This window comes from Thalassospira marina (assembly GCF_002844375.1).
Taxonomy (GTDB): Bacteria; Pseudomonadota; Alphaproteobacteria; order Rhodospirillales; family Thalassospiraceae; genus Thalassospira; species Thalassospira marina.
Window position 1 is genome coordinate 197,501 of the sequence record NZ_CP024199.1, and the last position, 23,968, is coordinate 221,468.

A 23,968-nucleotide genomic window follows, 5' to 3' on the forward strand; every position below is an offset into this window, starting at 1 on the left:
TTACTGTGATATTCTGGGTTTCACATGCCTTTATGAGCGCCCGGAAGATGGGTTTTGTTACCTTGCGCTTGGTGAGGCCGAGATCATGATTGATCAGATCGGGAAAGGGCGGACCTTTGATGACGGGCACCTGCCACAATCCTATCCGTTTGGCCGGGGGCAAAGAGCTTTAATGTTCAAATCCGTGTGGAGACCATTTCGGGGATGGTTGCAGCGTTGCGAGAGCAGGAGGTCGCGCTTTACCTTGAACCGGAGGACAAATGGTATCGGATTGGAGATGCGGAATCCGGTAATCGCCAGTTTGTAGTCGCCGATCCTGATGGTTATCTGTTGCGGTTCTTTGAGGAACTGGGGGAGCGATCTTGCCAGGGGTGAGGCTGGCTAGGAGGTTTCGGTGTCCTAAGCCCGGTCTGTTTTGCGGCCTTGCTGACGCAGATTAAGGCGTGACATGATGGGGGGGGGCGCTTTCAATTCAGATGGCCGGATAGCCTGAACTATCCGGCCATTTTTATTTGGTTTTAGCTGATTGCGCGTTTGAGTGCCGGAATTCGGCTTAACACCACAAAATCCAGCGCGATGATGCCCAAAAGGGTGAAGCCTGCCATCGGGAAGGCCAGTGACAGGCCAAGCACTGTGACAATTGCCCCTTTCCACAGGGTGATATCTTCGGGCATTGGCGGGGCGACAAGACGCCCGGCACCCCTTGGGCGGCGTTTCCACCACATGACGATGCCGCTAAGGCAAATGGTGATAACGGTGAGCAGAACAACAAAATTCAGCACAAAATTCCAGGTACCTGCCAGGCCTTTATGCAGGCCAATGCCCCATGCCATGAGCTTGGCAACCGGCGAATAATCCTGATAGCGGATATCGGCCAGAATATTACCGGTATAGCGGTCTATATGCAGGGTTCTGTCATTTGAGGGATCAACGCTGTCTTCGTTGCGAGCCTCGGCCATCAGGGTATAGACGCCGGTGTCGCCTTTGGGCAGAGAGACCTTGTATTGCCCGCTAAAGCCATTGCTGTTTGCCCATTGGGCGACAGTATCAAGCGTTACCGGTTGGGAAATGCCGGTTGCACCGGCCTGGGAGCCAGACATGGGCATGCGCGTGGTTTCAAGGCCCCAGGGAACTTCATCAAGCGGACCATGATTGAGGGAACGGTGATTGAGGTCCGAGAGCGGGACATTATCCCATTTTTCAGCCGGAAATGCTGACCAGGGCTGAATGTATTTATCGCCCCATATGCCGGACCAGGCGAGGCCGGAAAGAATGAACAGAACCAGGATCGCCGATACCCAGGTGCCAAAAACGGCATGGAGGGATTTCCAGAAAACCCGTCCTTTAGCCGAGAATTCGGGAATGAAGGCGCGTTTTAACCCGGCCTTTGGCAGCCACATCCACAAACCAGTAATGATGAGAAGCAGGGTGAGGGACGCCGCGGCTTCCATGATGCGATCACCGGTATCGCCAATCATCAGCGAACCGTGAATATCGTTGGCGATGGCATAAAGCGTGGTGGTGGAATCCTGTGAATTCAGGATTTCGCCGCTATAGGGGTTAACCGCGACAGCAATAACCGCGCCTGTATTGCGAATGGCAAAAAAGGCCGGCCGGTTGGGCGCTTCGGGGGAGATATATTGATCAAGATGGCCATCGGGCAACGTAGCCAAAGCGGCCTTGGCCTGTTGTGAAACCGGGAGCGGCTGGCCCGTAGGGATGATATCGGAGACATGGCCGAGCTGATTGGATTGGCCGGTAAAGACCATCATCACCATGCCGGTTGTGGCGAGGATCAGCAGAAATGGAATGACGAAAATGCCAGCATAGAAATGCCACCGCCAGGCGGCCATGTAGAATTTTCGGTTTTCGTTACGCGAAGCATTGGGGGTTGGATTGCGATTGGGCCGCGCATGTGTCGCGGCGTTTTGGGTGCTCATTGTAGAATTTCCATTGCAGAACCGCACGCTGCCGCCATTTCAGGCGCAGGGCGTTGCGATTTAAAACAGGCGATGGCGGCCTTGCCGAAATTTCAGCAGGCTGTGCATCGGGAATGGGGATTGGGCAGGCAGGGGGAAATATCGCGTCTGGTTAGACCCGAAATTATGCCGACTGGAATTTGCCCGTGAAAAATGCCTGCAATGGCGGGCCGCGCGTGGAGGGGCAAAGAACGGCAATACGGGCCGGATGTTCGCTAATGGATGCGGGGATGCAAACAGGAGATGCCGTTCTGTGCAGGACGGGTTCGTCAAAGGTGACGATATCGACCGAGGCCTGGCTGTGAAATGCCCAGTCGCAAAGATTGGTGGCCTTGTCTTCGCTGCCTGATGCCGCGTTTGGAACCTTCACGCTACCATCTGGTGCCAGAATGACCTCGACCGGGCCATAGCCGCTACAGATGACAATTCGGGGCAATCCCTGATCGCTTGGTACAGCCATCGTACCCGGTGCGATGAAGCACAGGATCAGAAAAGGGATCAGGGAGATATGCGTGATCAGGGTATAGAAAGCCGTGCCCAGGCCGGACCTGCGGCGTGGGGGAATAGACGGTTTTGTGCCTTTGGCACTGTCTGACCGGCTTCTATCGCGTGACAACGGATTTTCTCCTGCTAGGGAGCTTTTATCGCGCTTCAGGGCCAGCGGGAAGAAAATTCAGAAAGACTGCGTTATGGACGCTTTTGAGGCCAGGGCGACCCTTTCGGCCTTGTCAGGCGGGGAGAAGGCATAGGGCTGGATTTGATGATATGTGGCGAGGCTTGGGAGTATTCGCACGCAATGCGTGAACAGCAGTGCTGTGGTTTTATCAAAAAAGGCTGCCGTGGGGGCAGCCTTTTTTAAGGTAGCACGTTTTGCGACGTGATCAGGCTGCCTGGTCGGCAAGGGCGCGGGCCATCTGGCTAAGCGCTTCCTGATGTTTTTCGTGTTTGATGCTGGCGAAGTTACGCGCCAGTTCCAGGCACATGCGCTGACGTGCGCTGAGTTCGGTTTCCTGGCTACCTTCCAGCCCTTCATAGAAGTAGCTGACAGGAACACCCAGGACCTGGGAGATTTCATAAAGACGACCGGCAGAAATGCGGTTAATGCCGCGTTCGTATTTATGCGCCTGCTGATAGGTTACACCGATCAGATCGGCCATCTGCTGCTGGCTGAAGCCGAGCATGATGCGGCGTTCGCGAATGCGCTGACCGACATAACGATCGGTATCGGTCGCACGATTGGCACGTTTGGGTTCATCGTTGGGGGAAATTGCATTCATTGCATTGTTATCCGTTATCAACCGCCAGTTATAAAGGTTCCCACCCCGGTCGTCATGTGGCGTCGTAAATGCACCGTCCAGCCAAATCTGTTGGTCTTGATTTATCGAGGGATATGATGTGGCTGGCATCTGACTGGGAGTCAGATATCGTTCTTAACGAACCGAAGGAAGCTAGGTATATAGGTCAATTGGTCTGTCTTTGTCTAGTGCGATGGGCGAAAAAAAGACAGAGGCTTCTGACCCATAGGGTGTGAAAAAGGCCGCATAGCTGACATGCATCTTTTGAATGATCACAGGTTGCACAGGGTTTTCGGCGGGCAGCAATTGCCCCAAAAGTTGTGCCAGAAAAGCCGAGCTGCCACCGGGAAAATGATAGTCTAACCAAGGCCCTCCGCCTTGATTTATCGCCAAATTCTTATGTGGCGCTGCAGCATGTTCAACCCTGATTCCACGCGCACTGCTTGTGCCGGTACTGCTGGTTACCGGCAGTCTGGGAGTGGGGGCGAGTGAGGCAGAAAGGGCCATTTTGCCTTCTTATCCTGCGGGTTTAAATCACGATTTTTTGAAGCCTTTGAGTTGCACACCCACCGGTTTCGACGGGTATTGATGGAGTCATTTGTCAAAATCCGGTGTTGCGGATGCAAAATCTGCCCGCGTCGTTTTGTCCAAAAGGCCAAATTTCGACCGCGCAGGGCAAATCTTGCCGGTCGAATCGCCGGATTTTGAAAAATCGCCACTTAAGAAAATTTTGATGCAGGAACAGTGCCGAATCAGACAGGGGTTTTGATTTTGGCGGGCGCTTTGTGACGGAAGAGTGCCGACGCTATTGATGGGCGATGGTTCTGGTGTGAGGCGCTGCAGCAGGGAGGCGTTAAGGTATAAGTCTGGAAAGTCAGGCCCGAGCAAGCGTTTCGAACTCTGATGCGGCGGAGTAAGGTGGCCCAAAACAACAAACCCCGGGGATGAACCCGGGGCTGTTTTAAAAGGCAATTTTATGTGTGGCCGTTTTGTGCGCGGATGCGACGGCAGCTTTATTTGCGGGTTTTACCCTCGACAAGATTGTTAAGCTGGGCCTGCATCGCTTCAAGCTGGGATTTCAGTTCGTCAAGGGAAGCATCGCGAGCAGCAGGTTCGGGCGTTGCCGGGCGCGGGGTGGTGCTGGGCGCGGTGCCGTTATTCTGGGCGCGTTCCTGTTCCTTGGCGAGGAAGGGCGAGAACATTTTCATCGTCTGTTCAAACAGAGCCATGTTCTGTTTGTTCATTTCCTCGAACTGACCAAACGGGAACATGCCATGCATGGTGCCCTGCATATAGTCGCGCATCTGTTCCTGGTTATGGGCAAAAGAGCGCATCGACTGTTCAAGATAGCTTGGGATCAGGCCCTGCAGGCTGTCACCATAAAAGCCGATCAATTGACGCAGGAAGCTGATGGGCAGAAGGTTCTGGCCCTTGTTTTCTTCCTCGACAATGATCTGGGTGAGAACAGGACGGGTGATGTCATCGCCGGTTTTGGCATCGTAAACGACAAAATCGGTGTTTTCCTTTACCATCTGGGCAAGATGGTCAAGCGTGACATAGGAACTGGTCGCGGTGTTATACAGGCGCCGGTTGGCGTATTTCTTGATGACAACGCGATCCGGATCATTGGTGTTTTTTGTGGTCATGGCTTGTTCCCTGCTTCCCTGTTTCCCCGACGTGCGGTTTGAAAACCGGCTTCTTGTCGTGTGATCGTGCGAGCGCACAAATTGCCTTGTGGCGCAGCATATTGCCTGCTGCAATTGCTAATGCCATTTGCAAGAGTGCCGCGTAATTGCAAACCTGTCCAGTATTCAACGTCGGGTGCATTGCAAAACAGGACGTGTTTTTGCCTTGTTGCCGCGCAAAACGGGATTTGATTTTAACAAAACCCGTATCGGCCTATAGTGGAAGTACGCGCGGCGGGAAGACGCGCGGGAAAAAACGGGGATGGTAAAACGGCCATGGCGGATCAGCGCGGAAAGAAAAGTTCGGGCGCAAAAGGCGCTAAAAATGCTGCGCCCGGAAAAAAGCCGGCAGGTAAAAATGCGCGCCTGACAACGGCCGATGATGCGCAAAATCCTGGCAGCGATCGTGTTCCGGCACCAAAGCCACGCGCCCGGAAGGCATCTGCGACCCAGGCTGATCATGCCAGCGCCCATTCCAAAACCCGCAGGACAGATGCAGTCCCCAAGGAAAACACCAAGGAAAACACCAAGGAAGACACCAGGGAAAGCAGCAAGAGCCGCAGCAATGTTGTGCGTAAGGATGTGGTGAAAAACGCCAAACCGCAGAGTTCGGCCCCGGCCAGCTCGCTTGATGAGGAGGCGATAAAGTCGCAAGGGACGAAAGCACCGCGCCGGGCAGCAGGAGCGAGCAGGGCGGCGGCTGAAACGGCCTTAGACGCAACCATCACAGCAGGTGAAGCGGCGGAAAAGGTGGAACGGGCCGCCGCAACAGGAAGCGACGATGCACCCGGCAAGGCAGCAGGGCAAAACAGGGATGCCGGACAGGGTGCGACGGATGCGGCAAAGGATACTGACGCGCAGCACAACCCGGCAGACCCGGATGTGCTGGCCGATCGGTTCTTGGAATTATGGCGTGCCCAGGTGGCCGCAACGGCAGGCGGAAGTGATGCGGCGAGTGCCATTGGCCGGTTATATGCCGGATTGGGGGCCGACACGTCGCGCCTTGCCGAGGGGTTTGAAGCCTGGGGACGGCTGATTGGGCAAATGGCAACCGGACAGGCCCCGGTGCAAAACCCGTTTGCGCCGCCGCCGGGATTGGGGGCGATGGGGGCTGGTGGTGCCGGGCATGCCGGTGCCGCAAATTCCAGTGTGGGTGACAGCGGGGGTGCCAGTGCGACCAACCCGTTTGCCGCAGGACTGGCAGGTATGGGGATGCCGGGCGCATTTGACCCGATGGCAATGATGCAAAAATTTGCCGCACCCTTTGTAAAGCCAGCCGCAAAAACGGATACCGCACAGCCGACGACGGGCAGCGCAAACAATACTGGTGCGCAGGGTGATGATGCGAGCCCACCCGGTGACGGACATGGCCAAGCCCAAGCCCAAGCGCAAACCCAAACCGAGCGGAGCGGGAACAGCGCGGATGCACCGGCAGGGGAAGGCGACGGCATCAGACCCGAAACGCCGGACGGCCAGGATAACGGACAGATTGTGGGTTCACCCGATGACAAGCGGGCTGGGGCGTTAGCGGGATCGGGCGCAGAGAATAAAAGCAGCAGAAAAGCCAGCGGCGGGGAAGAGGACGGAGATGAAAATGGGCGAGAACAGAGAGAGCTGGGCGAAAACACCGACCCGTCGCGCGGGGCCAAGGCCGCTGGCGATGCATCTGGCCGTCGAGATGACGAGCTGGTTGAGCTCGCGCGCCGCATTGCCGCTCTTTCGGAAACAATTGATGCCCTGGAAACCGGAATTGACGATGGCAGCGGAAAGCCTGTGTCAGGAGATGAGCCAGCACAGTAATGATGTGATGGGCCAGGCCATAGACCGTGCGGCCTTTGCCCAGCATTCAGCACTGCATGATGGCATTCGCCGCTATCAGGCTCATCCCTATTGCCGGGGCGAGGATGATATGCCCGTCATCTGGCAGGAGGGGGCAAGCCGGATTTATGATTATGGTGCGGAAGCTGGCGGGGATTGCCCCAAGGGGGGCATTTTGCTGGTGCCGTCGCTGGTGAACCGGGGATATATCCTGGATTTAAACCGCAAGCGCAGCTTTGCCCGCTTTCTGGCGCAAAACGGTTATCGGCCCTTTTTGCTTGATTGGGGATATCCGGGCGCGGATGAGCGTGATTTTGGCCTTGATGATTTTATTGCCGGTCGGCTGGTTATGGCCCTGCAGGATATGGCAGAGCAAAATGGCGGCCCGTTGCCGGTTGTGGGCTATTGTATGGGTGGGGTGCTGGCAATGGCGGCCTGCCTTTTGGAACCGGCACAGGTATCAAAGCTGATATTGCTGGCAACCCCATGGGATTTTATGGCCGCCGGGCCAACACAGGCGCGCATTGCTGCGGCCTTTGCGCCGACTTTGCCCCATATGCTGTCAGTCCATGATGAATTGCCGGTCGATGTGTTACAAACCCTGTTTGCCAGCCTTGATCCTTTTATGATTGGCGAGAAATTTCGTCGTTTTGCCGCGATGGACCCGCAATCGGCACGGGCGGAAGATTTTGTCGCCCTGGAAGACTGGCTAAATGATGGTGTGCCATTAACCCGCAATGTCGCGGTTGATTGCCTGATTGGCTGGTATGTGGAAAACCGCCCGGCAAAGGGGCAATGGGCGATTGATGATATCCCCATGACCCCGGCTGATGTCAGTTGCCCGACATTGGTGGTAATCCCGGAAAATGACCGTATCGTGCCGCCGGAAAGTGCGCTGGCTTTGTATGAAAAACTGGATGCAGGTATTCGCACGGCACACCGGCCATCTGCAGGGCATATCGGCATGATGGTGGGATCGCGCGCACAGTCATCGACCTGGCAGCCGGTGATTGACTGGCTGGAGAACGCCTGAAATATAAAACCCCGCCCGAAAAACAGGCGGGGTTTTATGTTGGAGATCGCTATGAGCCATTTGCCGTAACCAGCAGAGTGACGTTATTGCCCCTTCCAGTGTGGCGGCAGGGCGGCATCCCAGCCTGGCATTTGTTCCATGCGGGCAAACCAGCGGCCAATTGCCGGGAAGTGCTTGGGTATGTCATGCAGGTTCAGGCCCAGTTCAATGGCATCGGGGCGTTGCCCGGCCCGTTCAAGAACCTTAAGCGTGGTGATGGCGCAAATATCAGCCGCACTAAGGGTTTCGCCTGCCAGATAGGGCGTTTGGGCAAGGGTATCTTCGATCCATTGCAGCGACTGGCGGGCGATTTTCGCATTTTCATGAATATCCACCCGGTCGGTTTGTGCATAACCCTGGAAAAGCGGGCGGACAATGCCGTCTTCGACCGGGTCGCGCGTGTAATTGATGGTTTCAAAAATGCGCTGCCAGACCAGCCCGGCCTGATCGGCGGTTTCGCCAAACAGTGGCTTTTCGGGATGGGCCTGTTCCAGCATGGCTATGATCGCGATGGATTCATGAATGGCCGTTGTGCCGGTGTGAAGGGCAGGCACCTTGCCACGCGGATTAATGGCAAGATAGGCATCGGATTTATGTTCACCCTTTGAGGGATCAAGCCGGTGCGAGTTATAGGCGATGCCCTTATATTCAAGTGTCAGCATGGTGCGCCAGGCATTGGGGCTGCCGCTGATCCAGTAAAAATCGTAGGCCATTTTTCATCCTTTGAATGCGGGTCGTTACCGGGCTCAGCCGGCAGCGCGGGGGATGAGAGACGTTAGGATGCGGGGCTTTGGCGGTTCAACCGGCAAAATTCGACAACACTTGTGCGTTTTTCAACCACATCCCGGCACTGGTGCGTGCGGGGGAATGTATTATGTCAGGCATGGCGGAACGTGGCAGAACAGGACCTGAAATATGATCGACTGGGATGATGTGCGGTATTTTCTGGCTGTGGCACAGTGCGGGTCGGTGCGTGCGGCAGCAGAGCGATTAAAGGTCAATCATTCCACGGTTCTGCGCCGGATCTCGCAGCTTGAAACCCGCCTGGGTGCGCAGATGTTTGAACGTTTGCCATCTGGCTATCAATTGACCGATGCCGGGGAAGACATTTTGCTGCTGGCCGCGCAAATGGAGGCAACATCAAACGCGCAGGAAAGCCGGGTATCGGGCCGCGACCAAAGTGTACGGGGGCTTTTGCGCATTACCCTGCCGCCGCCCGTTGCCACCTATTTGCTGATGCCCGCTTTTGTCGAATTTGCCCGCCTGTATCCCGATATCGAGATGGAGGTTATGTCGCGTGATGACCCGGTGAATTTAACCAACCGCGAAGCCGAAATTGCCATTCGCGTGGTCTATAACCGTGAAAACCTGCCTTTGAACCTGCATGGGTTAAAAGGCCCCGATGTAATGGGCGGGGTCTATATTGCGCGTGATCTGCTTGGGGACTGGCAGGCTGGCAGTGTCTCAAAGGTGCGCTGGATTGTTAAAAAACGAAATGGCGTGCCAGACTGGGCCAGGGAAGGTGATATTCCCTTTGCCGATGTACCCTTTGTGACGACTGATACGGAAGCCCAGATTATTGCCCTGCGTCAGGGCCTTGGGGTGGCGTCGCTTCCATGTTTTATCGGCGATGCGGACCCCGCGCTGATACGGGTGCCGGGATCATTGCTGCGTCAACATGGCACTTTATGGCTGCTAACCCAGGGTGAAACCCGCAAAACCAAACGGGTACGCCTGTTTACCGAATTTATTGCGCAAAAACTGGCGGGGTATGAAGCCCTGTTAAACGGGACATCGATTGTGCCCTAGGCGTGCATCCGGGTATGGGGGGCAATGAAACCAGCCCCGAATTTGAAATGCCAGAGCTGGTAAGCGGCCGTTTGTGTTGTTCGGGGTAGTTTTAAACCGGGCCAGTACCCTGGGTTTGTTCCTCAAGCGGGCGGGAAGGGGTGCTTTGCCAGCGCCGGGTAAAGCGGGCAAGCAGCATCATGATAATCAGGGTCAGAACCACGCGCCCCACCAGAACCACCCAGATATTTGCCCCCAGGGCCAGCATGATGATCGTATCCTCGATCAGGGAATGCGACAGCGACAGCCAGGCAAGCGAAAGAAACAGGGTGCGTGGGGCAAAGTTTTTTTGCCGGGCTTCATCAATGATCAGTGCGCCACCATAGGTCAACCCCAGTAAGATCCCAATGGTGGTTACCGGTGCGGCATCACGCGACAGACCCGATATGCGCAAAACCGGCAAAAGCGCAGTGGTGAACCGTTCGGTGATGCCGGTTTTTTCCAAAATATCAAGCAGCACCAGCAAACCGGCAATGATGGCAAAACTGGCAAGCAGCGAATAAACTGTGCCTTCGATCCAGCCCAGCCACCCGGCCCAGCCTGCCTGGTTTGCCGCATCATCGACATTGGCAGCCATCCAGGACAGGTCAATTTTTTCGGCCAGAAAGCCGGTGTGGCGGCTGATCCAGGTGATAAGGGCCGCATAAAAAAGGGCGGAGAAAACCCGCAAGGCGGCGGTTGCCCAAAAACTGGCACCGGCCTTTTTGACGACGGCCTGTTCAACGGGAATGCCATGGGCAAACAGCATCATGGCGCATAGCGCGCTAAGCTGTGCCGATGTCATGTCAAGATGCGGGGCCAAACCGGCAATGACGGCGACCGCCCCGTAAATATTGATCAAAAGGCAGCTTGCCCAGATCAGCCCGGCTTCGGGCGGCATGCCGATCAGCGACATGACCGGGGTTAAAACACCCGATGCCATTTCAACTACCCCCATCTGATCGGCGATGCGCACAACCAGCATGATCGGCACCATGACCTTTGCCAGGGTTATGAAAAGGCGGCGACTGCGCGATAGAAGCGAAAGCAGATAGGGCTGCATAATGACCTGATGCTAAACGGATAATCGGGTTTTCTGCATCGGTCATGTGTATGGTCACAAGCCGCTACAGGGCGGATAAATGCGTGTTTCGGCTGCCACATTAACGGGAAATGATGCCGTGTGGCGGCGTTGTTTGGTGTAGGCGTGCGAATATTCGGCGTATTTTTGTATTTTGGCGCTGATATTACGCGCATCGCTGATCGGCCAGCACATTGCTGTCTTCCGGGCAAATAACATGAAGCGGCAGCATCCTCGATCGGGCGATAGGGAAAGCTGTTTTATTTTAAAGGTTTGATCGCCACTTTGCGGATTTGTGAAGTTTGCCGCATCGGTAATTATTTGATTGCATGGGGGCATGTTTATACCGCAGGCTGATGTTTTAGCGCGTTGTGACGCTGGTTTTCGGCGTTATCGCGTGCTTGGGCGCCAAATGAGTGTGTGGGGCGGGATGGAGCTTGATCAGATCGATATTCGTATCCTGCGGCAATTGCAGGCGGATGCGGATATTGCGACCAACCGGCTGGCCGACATGGTTGGGCTTTCGCCATCAGCCTGTTTGCGCCGTGTGACCAAGCTTAGACGTGACGGGGTGATTGCGCGTACCGTGGCAATCATTGATCCTGCACTGGTGGGGCGACCTTTAACCGCCGTGATCACGCTGGAATTTGCCCTGCATGGGCCAAGCCACCGGCAGGAATTTATCGAAAAGGTACGCAAACTTTCGGCGGTGCGGCAATGCTTTATGGTAACGGGCGAAGTTTCCTGTGTGCTGACGCTGCATATGCGCGACATGGATGAATATCTCGCCCTGACAGACGAGCTTTTTAACTCTGATCCGAATGTCGAATGGTTTCGGACCTATATTTCTGTTCAAACAGTAAAGGATGATCCGGGCGTGGCGTTTTAGGGTGCCGCTGCCTATGTCGTTTTCAGGTTCCCGTAACGTAAATTTATTGGAGCTGGCCGCGCCACAACCTGTACGAAAGAGTCATGGATCAATGCTTGGCTTTTCATTGTGGCGCGATAAGATCAAAACTGGTTCGGTCGACTGAGCGAACGGGCCGGAGGTAAACGCAAAACAAAATGTTTCGGAGGGTTTCATGACCGAGGTCGTAATTGTTGGTGCCGCACGCACACCAATCGGTGCATTCAATGGCACGCTGTCTGGTACCCCGGCGCATGAGCTGGGAACCATCGCGATCAAGGCAGCCCTGGAGCGCGCTGGCGTTGAAGCCGATGCCGTGGACGAAGTCATTCTGGGGCAGGTTCTGACTGCCGGTGAAGGGCAGAACCCGGCCCGTCAGGCGGCACTGGGTGCCGGTATTTCCGAAGGGGCCACTGCCTTTTTGATCAACCAGGTTTGTGGTTCGGGCCTGCGTACCGTTGCCCTTGCTGCCCAGCAGATTATGGCTGGTGATGCGACCATCGTTGTCGCGGGCGGCCAGGAAAATATGAGCCTTTCGGGCCATGTCGCGCATCTGCGTGACGGTCATCGTATGGGCGATGTCAAATTCATCGATACGATGATCAAGGACGGCCTGTGGTGCGCCTTTAACGGCTATCACATGGGCAATACCGCTGAAAACGTTGCCTCGAAATGGGATATCAGCCGCGAAGAGCAGGACGCCTTTGCCGTTGCCTCGCAGAACAAGGCCGAAGCCGCCCAGAAAGCTGGCCGTTTTGCCGATGAAATTGCCCCGGTCACCATCAAGCACCGTAAGGGTGAAACCGTTTTTGATGCCGACGAATATCCGCGTCATGGCGCATCGGTTGAAGGCATGGCCAAGCTGCGCCCGGCCTTTGACAAGGAAGGCACGGTTACCGCTGGTAACGCATCGGGCATCAATGACGGGGCGGCTGCCCTGGTTCTGATGTCGGCCGAGGAAGCCAGCCGCCGTGGCCTGACGCCGCTTGCGAAAATCAAAAGCTGGGCGACTGCCGGTGTTGACCCGTCGATCATGGGGAGCGGGCCGATCCCGGCATCGCGCAAAGCCCTGCAGAAAGCTGGCTGGAACGCCGAAGACCTTGACCTGATCGAAGCAAACGAAGCCTTTGCCGCACAGGCAATTGCTGTTAACCGCGATATGGGCTGGGATACCGATAAGGTCAACGTCAATGGCGGCGCCATTGCACTGGGCCATCCGATTGGCGCATCGGGCGCGCGCGTGTTTGTAACCCTGCTGCACGAAATGCAGAAACGCGATGCGAAAAAGGGCCTTGCGACCCTTTGCATCGGTGGCGGTATGGGCATCGCGCTTTGTGTTGAACGATAAATGATATCGGGCGGGATCGGGCAATGTTCCGGTCCCGCCCCTTATTGGTGAAAGTGCCAAAATAAAAGGGCGCATGACCCTGGCACGGACACAGCCAGTAGGGTGTTGCTGGTTTTTATTTTTCAACTTCTGATATGGATCATGGCCGCGTTTTGGCTTTCTGGTTATGGTGAAAGCTGGCCTGATCTGGCGGACGAAGGCAAGTAACGACGCGGTTCTGGTAAAACAGGGCTGATTTTAAAAACTGTTTCTAGGGAGGTCTGCAATGACCCAAATTGCACTGGTTACCGGTGGTACACGCGGCATTGGCAAGGCGATCAGCCTGGCTCTGAAAAATGCGGGTTTCAGCGTTGCAGCGAACTATGCCGGAAATGACGACGCCGCCCGGAAATTTAGCGAAGAAACCGGCATTGCGACCTTTAAATGGAGCGTTGCCGACCCTGAAGCCTGCGCACAGGGCATCAAGCAGGTTGAATCGGAAATGGGTCCGGTTGATGTGCTGGTCAATAATGCCGGCATCACGCGTGACGGTTTCATGCACAAAATGTCGATCGAAGGCTGGCAGGCGGTTATCGAAACCAACCTGGGTTCGCTTTTTTATATGACGCAGCCGGTGCTTGAAAGCATGCGTTCGCGCGGGTATGGCCGCGTGATCAATATTTCCTCGATCAATGGTCAGGCCGGTCAGATGGGGCAGACCAACTATTCGGCGGCAAAGGCCGGTGTGCATGGCTTTACCAAGGCCCTGGCACAGGAAGTGGCACGCAAGGGCATTACGGTCAATACCATCGCGCCGGGCTATATCAATACCGACATGGTTGCGGCTGTGCCGGAAAAGGTTCTGGAAAGTATTATCGCCAAAATCCCGGTTGGTCGCCTTGGCGAAGCTGACGAAATTGCCCAGGCGGTTCTTTACCTTGCCGGGCCGAATTCGGGCTTTATTACCGGTTCGTGCCTGTCGATCAATGGTGGGCAGCATATGGGCTGATTGCCCTGCCTGAAAAAATGCATTTGGCCCGAAACACGGGCTTATGTGGCAACACCCCGGCTGGTCCGGGGTGTTGTTTTTTATCAGGTTATAATGTGTGTCGGGGTGGTGCTGTGCTGGTTGCCGGGGCGTTAAGGGCGTGAATGAATGGTCGTGGCTGTTGGCCTGAACAGTCACCTTCCACCTTTTGGCTTATAGGGTGGTGGAACAAGTGCGCTACGGTCGTCGTTATGCTGTTTATCCAAACCAGCATGAATGTCAGGCGGGCGGCAATAATGAACAAAAAAACAATATCGCAACTGCGCGACAAGGGGCCTTCCACATCAGGCAAGGCAGGCGATGAAGCCAGCAACCCGGCAACCGGCACCCTGACCACACACCGCATGGTCAATATTTCCATTATCGGTCTGTTTGTCATGTCGGTTTGTGGTGTGTTGTATTTTGCCCAAAGCCTGTTGTTGCCCGTGGTGCTGGCAGCCCTGTTTTCCCTGATTTTATCGCCGGTTGTGCGCTGGTGTTACCGCCGGGGTGTTCCCGAATCGATAACGGCCTTTGTGCTGGTTTTTTCCATGACATCCAGTGTCCTTGCCGGTGGATACTGGCTAAGCGAGCCGATATCGCACTGGATCGAAGATGCCCCGCGCATTGAACAGCGCATGCAGCTTAAACTGGCGGAAATGGCGGGCACGATTGAAAATATTCAGGAAGCGCAGCGCAAGGTCGAAAAGGCAACCCAGCGCGACACCAAGCCCAATGTGCAGGAAGTGGTGGTCAAGGAACCCAACCTGCTAAGCCAGGCAGCACAGGGTGCGCCGGAAATTTTTGGCGGTATTGGCCTTACCATCGTTTTATTGCTGTTGATGCTGGCATCGGGCGATATGTTTTACGAAAAGCTGATCAAGGCCCTGCCAACATTCAAGGATAAAAGGCGCGGTTTGCGCATTGCCAAGGATATTGAACGCGAAATTTCGCGCTATTTGCTGACGGTGTTTGTGATTAATGCCTGCCTTGGCATTTGTGTGGCAATTGGCCTGTCATTTACCGCCATGCCAAACCCGGTTCTGTGGGGGCTGGCGGCGGCTTTTCTTAATTTTGTGCCCTATCTGGGCGCGCTGATTGGTATTGGCATTGTTGCCATTGTGGCGATGGTGTCATTGCCTACCCTGGGCGCGGCATTGATCCCGCCGGCCATTTATCTGACCTGCACGGCGATCGAGGGACAATTGATTACCCCATCCCTGGTGGGGCGACGTTTACAGATCAATTCGGTGGCGGTGTTTCTGGCGATTGCCTTTTGGGGCTGGTTGTGGGGGGCGGTCGGCATTTTTATTGCCGTACCGATGCTGATTATCATCAAGGTGTTTTCCCACCATGTCGAAGGGCTGGGCTGGCTTAGCGAATTTTTGGGTGCGCGCGATAAACACCTGCCACCTGAAGACGCCTGATCATTTGATCATCCTTATTAACGCATCATCACGTTTTTGTTGGGTCTGCTTTGCGACTGGACATGCCCGGCGCGGACATGCCAATAATTTCCCACGCCCAGACGGGACGGGGGCCGGATGGGCCGGATTGGGGCTTTGGCCCAGGTCGCGAAGATGGAGCCGACATGAAATTTGCGTTTATCCCGGTGCAGGAACGCGGGCAGGTTGACCGCCTGCTTGAACAGGTTGCCCGGCGTTTGATTACGGAAGGGGCCAGCCTGGCCGGTGTGGTGCAGATCAATGCCGAACGCGAAGGTGCCCGGCATTGCGACATGTTCGTGCAGGTCCTGCCCGATGGGGCGCAATTTGATATTTCCCAGAAACTGGGCAATGAATCCCGTGGGTGCCGCCTTGATGTCGGCGCGCTGGAAGATGCGGTCGCGGCGGTCAAAGCATCGCTTGAAAACCGGCCCGAAATTGATTTGCTGGTGATTAACAAATTTGGCAAGCATGAATCCCAGGGGCGCGGTTTTCGCGACCTGATCGGACAAATGCTGATGAATGATGTGCCCGTGCTTTTGGGGGTGAACCCGATGAACCGCGAGGCATTTGACGCCTTTTCGGGCGGTGATGCCACCGAACTGCCCGTTGATGAAGACGCCGTTTATCGCTGGTGCCGGGAAAACAGCCTGCAAACGGCGTGAAATTGCCGGGTTTTATTCTCCCATATCTTTGGCGGCATGTTCCAGCCGGGCCAGGTCTTCGGGCCGGTTGATATTGGCAAACAGCAATTCTGCCAGGGCCGGATTTTGCGGCGCTGCTATTTCCACAATTTTGGCATTACCACCATCAAGGGCCAGGCGCACCCGGCGCTGGTCCTGTGCCAGCAGCGCCGAAATTATCGGTGCAATATCCCGGTGCCAAAGCGATGCCAGATAATGATCGCGGCCCTGATAGCGGGCATGGGCGGCCAGGGTTCTTTGGGGGGCTGCATGTTGTGCGGTCTGCCCATTTTCTGAAACTTGCGTGATGGCGGCAAATAGCAGGCCGGGCAGGCCGCTGGGCAAAAACGGGCAATCCACGGCATAAACCGCCAGCCAGTCGCTGTTTGCAGGCAGGTTGTTTAACCCGGCTAAAATCCCCGCCATTGGGCCCAGTCCCGGTTGTGGGCAATCGGCAATTACTGGGCAATTATGGGCCGCATATTTTTGCGGGTCTTCATTGCTGGCAATTAAAACATGGCTGCAATCGCGCCGTGCATTGGCGATGGCATGGTCAATCAATCGCCGTTGGCCCAGCATCCGAAACGGTTTGTTCCCCCCCATGCGCGATCCTTCGCCCCCTGCCAGTACAAGGCCGGTGAAAATGGGGGTAGTTGCATCTGCATCGGGGATGGGGCTGGTATTTTCGGTCATGAAGCGGGGCCGTTGACGGGGTTATTTCGCGGCACGCTGGGCCTGTTCCCAGTCCAGCAGGGCGCGCAGGCCATCCTGCAGGGAGACATCGGCAATATGGCCGATTTCGGTGTTAAGGCGGCTGGGATCCCCCTTGGATCGCATGATGTCACCCTGGCGGGCATCGCGAAATAGCGGATCGCCGCTTTTGCCCGCCAGATGGGTGATTTCACGGGCAAGATCAAGGATCGATACTTCCTGCCCGCGGCAGACATTGGATTTGATGAAGCAGGGCTGCGTTGAATTTTGCAGATATTTCATGGCCTGATGCAGCGATGCCGCCACGTCGGAGACAAAAACGAAATCGCGGGTTTGCTCGCCAGTGCCAAAAATCTGAAGCTGGCGGTCAGACAGGGTGTGATTAACGAAAATCGAAATCACACCGCTATAGGGCGATGACGGGTCCTGGCGCGGGCCATAAACATTGAAAAACCGCATCCCGGCAAAGCGCATGCCATAGGCCAGCGATGCCAGCCCAGCATGGACTTCGTTTGCCAGTTTATCGGCACCGTAAAATGAAATCGGCTGGGGAATTTCGTTTTCTGACAGGGGAATGGCGGTGTTGTTGCCATAGGTCGCGGCAGATGATGCAAAAACCACCGGCAATTTGTCGGCATCCTTTGCCGCCTCGAAAACATTTACCGCCCCTTGCGAATTCACATTGTGGGTTTCGCCCCAGCAATCGATGCTTTTTTGTACCGATGCCACAGCGGCAAGGTGAAACACACCATCGCACCCGGCAATGGCCTGGCGGATCATGGCAGGGTCGCAAATGCTGCCAACAATCAGTTCTGCCTCAGCGGCCAGGTTATGGCGGTGGCCGGTCGAAAGATCGTCGAGCACACGTACATTATCGCCATTTGCCAAAAGCCTGTCGGCCAGGTGTGACCCGATAAAGCCTGCCCCGCCGGTAATAAGGTATGTTGCCATGATCGCTGCCTGCCCGAACTGTTGAACTAAATGTGATCCCTAAACCTAGGTATATCTATATTGAATTTCACTAGACTTTGCCAATTTTCACAGACAAAGCATTGGAACTTTTCGAGAGTTCGCCGTACCTTTCGGTATAGGAAAGAGATCTTCAGGACCAGCCTGCGAACTGGAACCATATAAAACAGGGTTTGATACGTGACGGCTGATACCCCGAAACCGGAAACACACGGCGACCAAACCGCCAAAGCCAAGCTGACGATGAATAAACGCCTGTTTATGGGTGCCTTTCTGGTGCTGTTTGCGGGGCTTTTGATCAGTTTTAACGTTTATGTGCGGGTTGTGCTGGATGCGCGCGCGATTCAGGGGGCGTTTTCGGACCTGAATGCGATGCTGAAAAGCTATTCTGACCAGTTTGAGCAACGCACGCGCCTGTCAGCAACGGTTCTTTCCGGTTTGGCTGATAAAATTGGCAGCGGGCAGTTTTCCCAGCGTGAAGGTTATATTCTGCTGCGTCAGGCCGCCGAAAGCCTGGAACTGATTCGCGTTTTGGGGGTGGCGGACCGTAACGGCAATATCATCCTTTCATCGCGCGGCGCGATTCCGCCCAAGGTCAATGTCAAAGATAATGCCAGCATTTCCTATTTCCTGAATGGCGGCAAAGACCCCTGGTATTTTGATGGCCCCTATCAAAGCCGGATTGATGGCAAATGGCAGGTGCTGGTTTCCGCCCCGGTTTATGATACCGAAGGGGATGTCAGCGGGGTTATTGGCGCGGTTATCGACCCGAAAAACATTCTTGAGCCGCTTGAGCGCGTGATGTTGCCCGATGACGCGCTTGTATTAATGAACGAACGTGGCGAACAGATTGGCACCATCCCCTATCAGGAAGGTACGGTTGGCCAGAAGGCACCGTTTAGCGGCCTTGGAGCCCGCAGCATTGCCGCAAATGGTGCGGCATCCGACATGCGCCGCGATGCCGATGGCAACCAGTTGCTGGTATCGGCGCGGTCCGTTCTGAATGGCAAGGTCAGCGTTGTTCTGACCCGCCCGCTGTCACAGGCCCTAAAGGGCTGGCAGCTTTTTGAACTGGCATCGCTGATTGCATCAATCGTGCTGTTTTTGCTGGTGGTGTTGGGCTGTGTTGCCTTTGCCTATTACGATGTGCAGCAAAAGCGCAATTTTGACCAGCTGTCACGCCTGAACGGTAAAATTCGCGAAGAAGCGGCCAAGGTCGCCGAACTGGCACAGGTGAAAACCAATTTCCTGGCGAATATGAGCCACGAAATCCGCACGCCGATGAATGCGATTATCGGCCTGTTGCATTTGCTGGGTTACACCAATCTGACCAATGAACAGCGCGATTATGTGCGCAAAATTTCCGATTCCGGCAAATTCCTGCTGGGCATTATTGACGATATCCTGACCTATTCAAAAATCGAAGCTGGCAAGGTTCAGATCGAACAGACGATTTTCTCGCTTCAGGAAATCATGAATTCGCTATCGACCATCATGTCGGTCAATTCGGCGGGCAAGGATATCGAGGTTCTGATTTCGGTGGGCGAAAGCGTGCCGCGCCACATTATTGGCGACCCGTTCCGCCTGCAGCAGATATTGATCAATCTTTCGGGCAATGCGATCAAATTTACCAATCGCGGCGAAGTGCTTATTTCAGTGGATTTGCTGCGCAAGGAAGAAGACCGCATCGAACTGGAATTTGAAGTCCGCGATACCGGCATTGGCATGGATGAAGAACAGGTCATCAACCTGTTTAAACCGTTCCAGCAGGCCGATACATCCACCAGCCGCAAATATGGCGGCACCGGGCTTGGTCTTTCGATTTGCTATCGTTTGACGGAACTGATGGATGGTGAAATTTCGGTTCAAAGCCAGCGCGGTGTTGGCAGTACGTTCCGGTTTGTGCTGCCGTTTAAAATTGCCAAGAAACAGGACATTTCGCTAAGCGAAAGCCAGGATAAATTGCGGGTGCTGGTGGTTGATGACAACCCGCTGGCCCGTGAGGTTCTGGCAAAAACCACGCATAATCTGGGCTGGGAAACAACCGTGGTCCATTCCGGCGAGGAAGCCGTTGCCATCATGGAAGAAAAGCACCAGGAAGGCCGGTATTTTGACCTGGTATTGATGGACTGGCGCATGCCCGGCCTTGACGGGGTGCATGCCAGCGATGAAATCCGCGCCCGTCTGCCGCAATCGGCCATGCCGATTATCGTGATGGTAACGGCTGGTGAAAAAGACGAATTGCTGCGTCATTCATCCATTAACAGTGTTGATGGCATCATTCTGAAACCGGTGACGGAATCGGCCCTGTTTAACGCCGTTGTCACCGCACAGACCCGCCCGGCACGCTTTAAGCGCGATGCGCAAAATGTGGTCGAGGAAAATACCCGTCAGTCCGGTGGCACCAATACGTTGCGCGGGCTTAACCTGCTGGTGGTGGATGACAATTTCATCAACCAGGAAGTCGCAAAGCATATTCTGGAAATTGAAGGTGCGGTGGTAACCCTTGCTGGCGATGGCCAGGAAGCGGTTGACCTGATGCGTGATCGTGGCCGTGAATTTGACCTGGTGTTGATGGACCTTCAGATGCCCAACAAGGACGGGCTGGAGGCAACCCGCGAAATTCGCGAAATGCCGGGTAACCAGACAGTGCCGATTGTCGCCCTGACAGCCGGTGTGTTTGAATCTGATCGCGAGAAATGCTTTGCCGCTGGCATGAACGGATTTATCAGCAAGCCGTTCAAGGCGGAAAACATGATTCGCCGTATTCGTGATTTGGCCCTTTATCATCGTGGGACGGAAAACAATCGCCCGGAACCCGAAGAAGAAAACGAATTTGTGCCGATCAGTGGTGATCGTGCGGGGGATATTGCGGACGGGAATGATGATGCATCCGTCCCGACAACACCGCCGGTGATGATTGATACCGAAACGCCGGTTTTTGCCGCAAGCAACATTCGCGATGTGGGCAATGAAACGGTTGCCGGTGCGGGGGAAAAGCCCAAACCCGTCGTTATGAACGACAAACCGCTGGTGGACCGCAAACAGGCCATCGACATGCTGGGCGGAAGCGAAGAGCTTTATGATTCGCTCGCTGCACAGTTCCTGGAGCTTTACACCGATATCGCCGATGATTTCATTGCGCTACGCGATGCCAATGACCTTGAAGCCCTGAATTTGCGGGCACATAGCCTGAAAGGTGCTGCCGGGGCGGTGGGGGCTGTTCGCCTTGCCGATGCCAGCCGCACGCTGGAAGCCCTGGCTGGCAACCATGATTCGCCTGGTGTGACGGCCATTTTCCCGGAATTTTTGGCCGACCTGCATGCGACGCTGGTGGCCTTTGGCAAGAAGATACCCGGAAACGAAGATGCAGGTGATTTTCCGGTTTATGCCGAACCCGATGATGACGCCTTTTTGCGCCTGCAAAAAGCGGTTCTAAGCAATAATCTGGCGGCTTTACGGATGATTGATAAAGACCGCGATGCCTTGATGGCATATTTTTCAGCCGATGAGTTTGCCACAATCCGCGCGCATATCGAGGCGCTGGATTTTGAAAAGGCAGCCGCGCTGATTGACGAAAAAGCCGCGAAATAGAGTTTGAAGATGAATGACCCTGAAGGCGGCCGGATTTTAATTGTTGATGATGACCCGATCATCATTCGCATATTGGCGTCTGCGCTTGACCATTACGATGTGCTGATGTTTGCCAAAAGCGGCGCAGAAGCCCTGAATATGATCCGCCAGTATGAATTTGACGTGATCCTGCTGGATGCCAGCCTGCCCGATACGGATGGCTTTGATGTGTGCCGCCAGCTGCAGGCACGCCCGATTGCATCCGAGGCACGGGTTATTTTCATTACCGGGCGCACCAATGCCGATGATGAAACCCGTGCATTGAATTCCGGCGCGGTGGATTTCATTCGCAAACCGGTGAATGTGGAAGTGGTGCAGGCGCGCGTGCGCACGCATCTGTCGCTGAAACTGGCAACCGACAGATTGCGCCGCCAGTCCCGGGTTGATGGCCTGACCGGGGTTTCCAACCGGCTGGAACTGGAAACGGCACTTCGCCGTGAATGGCAAACCGCGCGGCGCTTGCAGCGCCCGGTATCGCTGGTGTTTTTTGATATCGATTTTTTCAAGAAACTAAACGATTCCCAAGGACACCGCATGGGTGACCAGCATTTGCAAACAGTGGCAAAATTGCTGGCATCGGCGGCCAAACGCGGCAATGACCTTGTCGCGCGGTATGGCGGCGAGGAATTTGTGCTGTTATTGCCCGGTGCCCCCATGCAATGGGCAGCATCGGTGGCGGAAAACCTTTTGGCCGAACTGGCCGCCATGAAACTGCCCCATCATGAAAGCCCCTATGGCTTTGTCACCATGAGCGCGGGGGTTGCCAGCGAAGTCCCAACGGATGAAAATTACGAACGCCTTGTCGAACAGGCCGACCAGGCGCTGTATCGGGCCAAAAACAACCGGCGCAACATGGTTGTGAAATTTGGCAGCTAGAAATTCGCCGCGCATGTGAAGATGGCTGTTGGTTTTTTCAGGCATCGAAACCATCTAAGGTTTGTTGATAAATGTGGATGACACACATTGAAAATGACAAGCCCGCCAGGGCGGCAACCTTTTTGGGGTGGATGATTGATAGCGATGAGTGACGGTAGAAAAATTCTGGTTCTGGAAGATGAACCCATTACCCGGTCCCTGTTGCAGGCGATTTTGCGCAAGGACGGATATCAGGTTACGATTACCTCAAGTTTCGAGGAAGCCGATGGTGCCTGGCAGCGTGGCAAATATGACCTGGTGATTGCTGATTATTTCCTGGAAGGTACGCGCACCGGGGCAGACTTTGTACGCAGCATGCGCAATGGTGACCGCAAGGTCCCGGCAATTGCCCTGTCGATTGCCGATAACGGTGAAAACCGTGAAGCTATCGAGGAAGCCGGGTTTGATTTTTACCTGCCCAAACCCATTGATGTGCGCCTTCTTTCCGATGCGATTGAAAAACTGCTTAATGCGGCCTGATGGCAGCGTTGATGCCTAGCATATTTCGCCGCAGGCAGAAAAACGATCAGGCAGGCAAAGATAAAAACGGGGCATAAGACCGATGCATCAATTCCTTAACCGCCTGATAGGCAAGCCTGGCCCTGTAATTGCGCGGTTTCGCGGGATTGGCCTGCTGGCCGGTATACTGGCCTCGTGCGTGGGAGTGTCATCTGCATATGCCACGGGCATTGATGCTGGTGGCATCGGGCATAAATCGGGGCAAAAACAGGCCTTTGAAATGCAAAAAGATATACCATCCGATGCCAGGTTGATGATGGTTGCCGCGGCTACACAGGGGAATGCGAATGCAAAACCCGTTCGCGTGCCCGATGCACGGTTTTTCCTGCAATTGCAGGGCGACGTAACCGCGCCTGCCGGAACCCGTGTGATTGATGCCGACCTGTTTGATGTGGATAGTGCCCAGGTGGCCGAATGGCGCGATGCAGGCATTTACCCGATTTGCTACATGAGTGCGGGTTCCTACGAAGACTGGCGCCCGGATGCCGGGCAATATCCCAAATCGGTTTTGGGCAATGATTATGAAGGCTGGCCGGGGGAAAAGTGGCTTGATATCCGTCAGATCGCCCGTTTGGCGTCGATTATCAAGGCGCGGCTGGATTTGTGCCGTGAAAAGGGTTTTATGGGCGTTGATCCCGACAATATCGACGGCTATCTGACTAAAACCGGTTTTAACCTGTCACGTGATGATGCGTTGCGTTTCGTGCGCTGGATGGCAAGCGAAGCCCATAAACGCGGGCTGACAATTGGCCAGAAAAATGCACCCGATATGGTGCGCGACCTTGCCGGGGTCCTGGATTTTGCCATTACCGAAAGCCCGGTGACCTTTGATCATGCGCATTATTTTGCGCCTTATGTTGCGCAGCATAAACCGGTTTTCGCCATTGAATATCTGACCGATGACGGCGCGATACGCGATTTCTGCCGCCAGATGGTTGAGCGGGGCTTTCAGGGCATCAATGCCAGCCAGGCCCTGGATGGCAGCAATTATTATTGCAACGAATAGCCGGGTTTACGCGCGGATAACACAAATATCAGGACTTGCCGGGCATGGGTATGCCCGGCTTTTTCGTTT

21 protein-coding genes are annotated in these 23,968 nt (G+C 55.0%); 12 read left to right on the forward strand and 9 right to left on the reverse strand.

Annotation, left to right across the window (positions count from 1 at the left end; translation table 11 throughout):
- Positions 1-518: 518 nt before the first annotated feature.
- The 5 genes from CSC3H3_RS00895 to phaR form a co-directional block, all read right to left on the reverse strand.
- The gene (locus CSC3H3_RS00895) at positions 519-1,940 is read right to left on the reverse strand and encodes a PepSY-associated TM helix domain-containing protein (RefSeq protein WP_101283090.1); all 1,422 of its coding nucleotides are present in this window, start codon (positions 1,938-1,940) and stop codon (positions 519-521) included.
- Positions 1,941-2,103: 163 nt separating this feature from the next.
- A complete protein-coding gene (locus CSC3H3_RS00900; RefSeq protein ID WP_101283092.1) occupies positions 2,104-2,595 on the reverse strand; it encodes a hypothetical protein in 492 nt (163 codons plus the stop codon).
- Positions 2,596-2,860: 265 nt separating this feature from the next.
- Positions 2,861-3,256, reverse strand: coding sequence for a helix-turn-helix domain-containing protein (locus CSC3H3_RS00905; RefSeq protein WP_101271397.1), 396 nt, complete (start codon positions 3,254-3,256; stop codon positions 2,861-2,863).
- Positions 3,257-3,427: 171 nt separating this feature from the next.
- Positions 3,428-3,781: a hypothetical protein gene (locus tag CSC3H3_RS00910; protein WP_101283094.1), complete on the reverse strand. Its 354-nt coding sequence runs from the start codon at positions 3,779-3,781 to the stop codon at positions 3,428-3,430.
- A gap of 506 nt (positions 3,782-4,287) precedes the next feature.
- A complete protein-coding gene (phaR, locus tag CSC3H3_RS00915; RefSeq protein ID WP_101271392.1) occupies positions 4,288-4,920 on the reverse strand; it encodes a polyhydroxyalkanoate synthesis repressor PhaR in 633 nt (210 codons plus the stop codon).
- Positions 4,921-5,235: 315 nt separating this feature from the next.
- Here phaR and CSC3H3_RS00920 point away from each other — a divergent pair, with 315 nt between their 5' ends.
- Together CSC3H3_RS00920 and CSC3H3_RS00925 are read left to right on the forward strand one after the other, a co-directional pair.
- Positions 5,236-6,759, forward strand: a complete 1,524-nt coding sequence (locus CSC3H3_RS00920) for a hypothetical protein (protein ID WP_101283097.1) — start codon at positions 5,236-5,238, stop codon at positions 6,757-6,759.
- Positions 6,692-7,810 (forward strand): alpha/beta fold hydrolase, encoded by a 1,119-nt coding sequence (locus tag CSC3H3_RS00925; protein ID WP_245881221.1) that lies wholly within the window; start codon positions 6,692-6,694, stop codon positions 7,808-7,810. Before CSC3H3_RS00920 ends, CSC3H3_RS00925 begins: the two co-directional genes overlap by 68 nt.
- A gap of 83 nt (positions 7,811-7,893) precedes the next feature.
- Here CSC3H3_RS00925 and CSC3H3_RS00930 read toward each other — a convergent pair whose 3' ends face one another.
- Positions 7,894-8,562: a glutathione S-transferase family protein gene (locus CSC3H3_RS00930; protein ID WP_101283098.1), complete on the reverse strand. Its 669-nt coding sequence runs from the start codon at positions 8,560-8,562 to the stop codon at positions 7,894-7,896.
- Positions 8,563-8,764: 202 nt separating this feature from the next.
- Here CSC3H3_RS00930 and CSC3H3_RS00935 point away from each other — a divergent pair, with 202 nt between their 5' ends.
- Positions 8,765-9,658 carry a LysR family transcriptional regulator gene (locus tag CSC3H3_RS00935; protein ID WP_101283100.1) on the forward strand — a complete coding sequence of 298 codons (894 nt, stop codon included), beginning with the start codon at positions 8,765-8,767 and terminating at the stop codon, positions 9,656-9,658.
- Positions 9,659-9,749: 91 nt separating this feature from the next.
- Here the strand turns inward: CSC3H3_RS00935 and CSC3H3_RS00940 are convergent, their stop codons facing one another.
- Complete coding sequence (locus CSC3H3_RS00940) at positions 9,750-10,739, reverse strand: hypothetical protein (protein ID WP_101283102.1); 990 nt, start codon at positions 10,737-10,739, stop codon at positions 9,750-9,752.
- Between the two features lie 430 nt (positions 10,740-11,169).
- On the opposite strand from CSC3H3_RS00940, the gene CSC3H3_RS00945 reads away from it, so the two are divergent.
- From CSC3H3_RS00945 to CSC3H3_RS00965, 5 genes are all read left to right on the forward strand, one after another.
- A complete protein-coding gene (locus tag CSC3H3_RS00945) occupies positions 11,170-11,646 on the forward strand; it encodes an Lrp/AsnC family transcriptional regulator (protein ID WP_245881222.1) in 477 nt (158 codons plus the stop codon).
- Between the two features lie 193 nt (positions 11,647-11,839).
- Positions 11,840-13,012 carry an acetyl-CoA C-acetyltransferase gene (locus CSC3H3_RS00950; protein WP_101271381.1) on the forward strand — a complete coding sequence of 391 codons (1,173 nt, stop codon included), beginning with the start codon at positions 11,840-11,842 and terminating at the stop codon, positions 13,010-13,012.
- A gap of 265 nt (positions 13,013-13,277) precedes the next feature.
- Entirely contained in the window at positions 13,278-14,000 is a 723-nt protein-coding gene (phbB, locus tag CSC3H3_RS00955) for an acetoacetyl-CoA reductase (RefSeq protein ID WP_101271379.1), read from the forward strand.
- Positions 14,001-14,275: 275 nt separating this feature from the next.
- A complete protein-coding gene (locus tag CSC3H3_RS00960; RefSeq protein WP_215907541.1) occupies positions 14,276-15,445 on the forward strand; it encodes an AI-2E family transporter in 1,170 nt (389 codons plus the stop codon).
- 164 nt (positions 15,446-15,609) lie between these two features.
- Entirely contained in the window at positions 15,610-16,128 is a 519-nt protein-coding gene (locus CSC3H3_RS00965) for a DUF2478 domain-containing protein (RefSeq protein ID WP_101283104.1), read from the forward strand.
- Positions 16,129-16,140: 12 nt separating this feature from the next.
- On the opposite strand, the gene mobA is transcribed toward CSC3H3_RS00965, so the two are convergent.
- Together mobA and CSC3H3_RS00975 are read right to left on the reverse strand one after the other, a co-directional pair.
- On the reverse strand, positions 16,141-16,839 hold the full coding sequence (gene mobA, locus CSC3H3_RS00970) for a molybdenum cofactor guanylyltransferase (RefSeq protein ID WP_101283106.1): 699 nt from the start codon (positions 16,837-16,839) through the stop codon (positions 16,141-16,143).
- A 21-nt stretch (positions 16,840-16,860) separates the two neighbouring features.
- Complete coding sequence (locus CSC3H3_RS00975) at positions 16,861-17,808, reverse strand: NAD-dependent epimerase/dehydratase family protein (RefSeq protein WP_101283108.1); 948 nt, start codon at positions 17,806-17,808, stop codon at positions 16,861-16,863.
- 198 nt (positions 17,809-18,006) lie between these two features.
- On the opposite strand from CSC3H3_RS00975, the gene CSC3H3_RS00980 reads away from it, so the two are divergent.
- From CSC3H3_RS00980 to CSC3H3_RS00995, 4 genes are all read left to right on the forward strand, one after another.
- Entirely contained in the window at positions 18,007-21,420 is a 3,414-nt protein-coding gene (locus tag CSC3H3_RS00980; protein ID WP_101283110.1) for a response regulator, read from the forward strand.
- Positions 21,421-21,429: 9 nt separating this feature from the next.
- Complete coding sequence (locus CSC3H3_RS00985) at positions 21,430-22,335, forward strand: diguanylate cyclase (protein WP_101283112.1); 906 nt, start codon at positions 21,430-21,432, stop codon at positions 22,333-22,335.
- A 144-nt stretch (positions 22,336-22,479) separates the two neighbouring features.
- Positions 22,480-22,854: a response regulator gene (locus CSC3H3_RS00990; protein WP_101271367.1), complete on the forward strand. Its 375-nt coding sequence runs from the start codon at positions 22,480-22,482 to the stop codon at positions 22,852-22,854.
- Positions 22,855-23,038: 184 nt separating this feature from the next.
- On the forward strand, positions 23,039-23,899 hold the full coding sequence (locus CSC3H3_RS00995) for an endo alpha-1,4 polygalactosaminidase (protein WP_157831784.1): 861 nt from the start codon (positions 23,039-23,041) through the stop codon (positions 23,897-23,899).
- Positions 23,900-23,968: the final 69 nt, after the last annotated feature.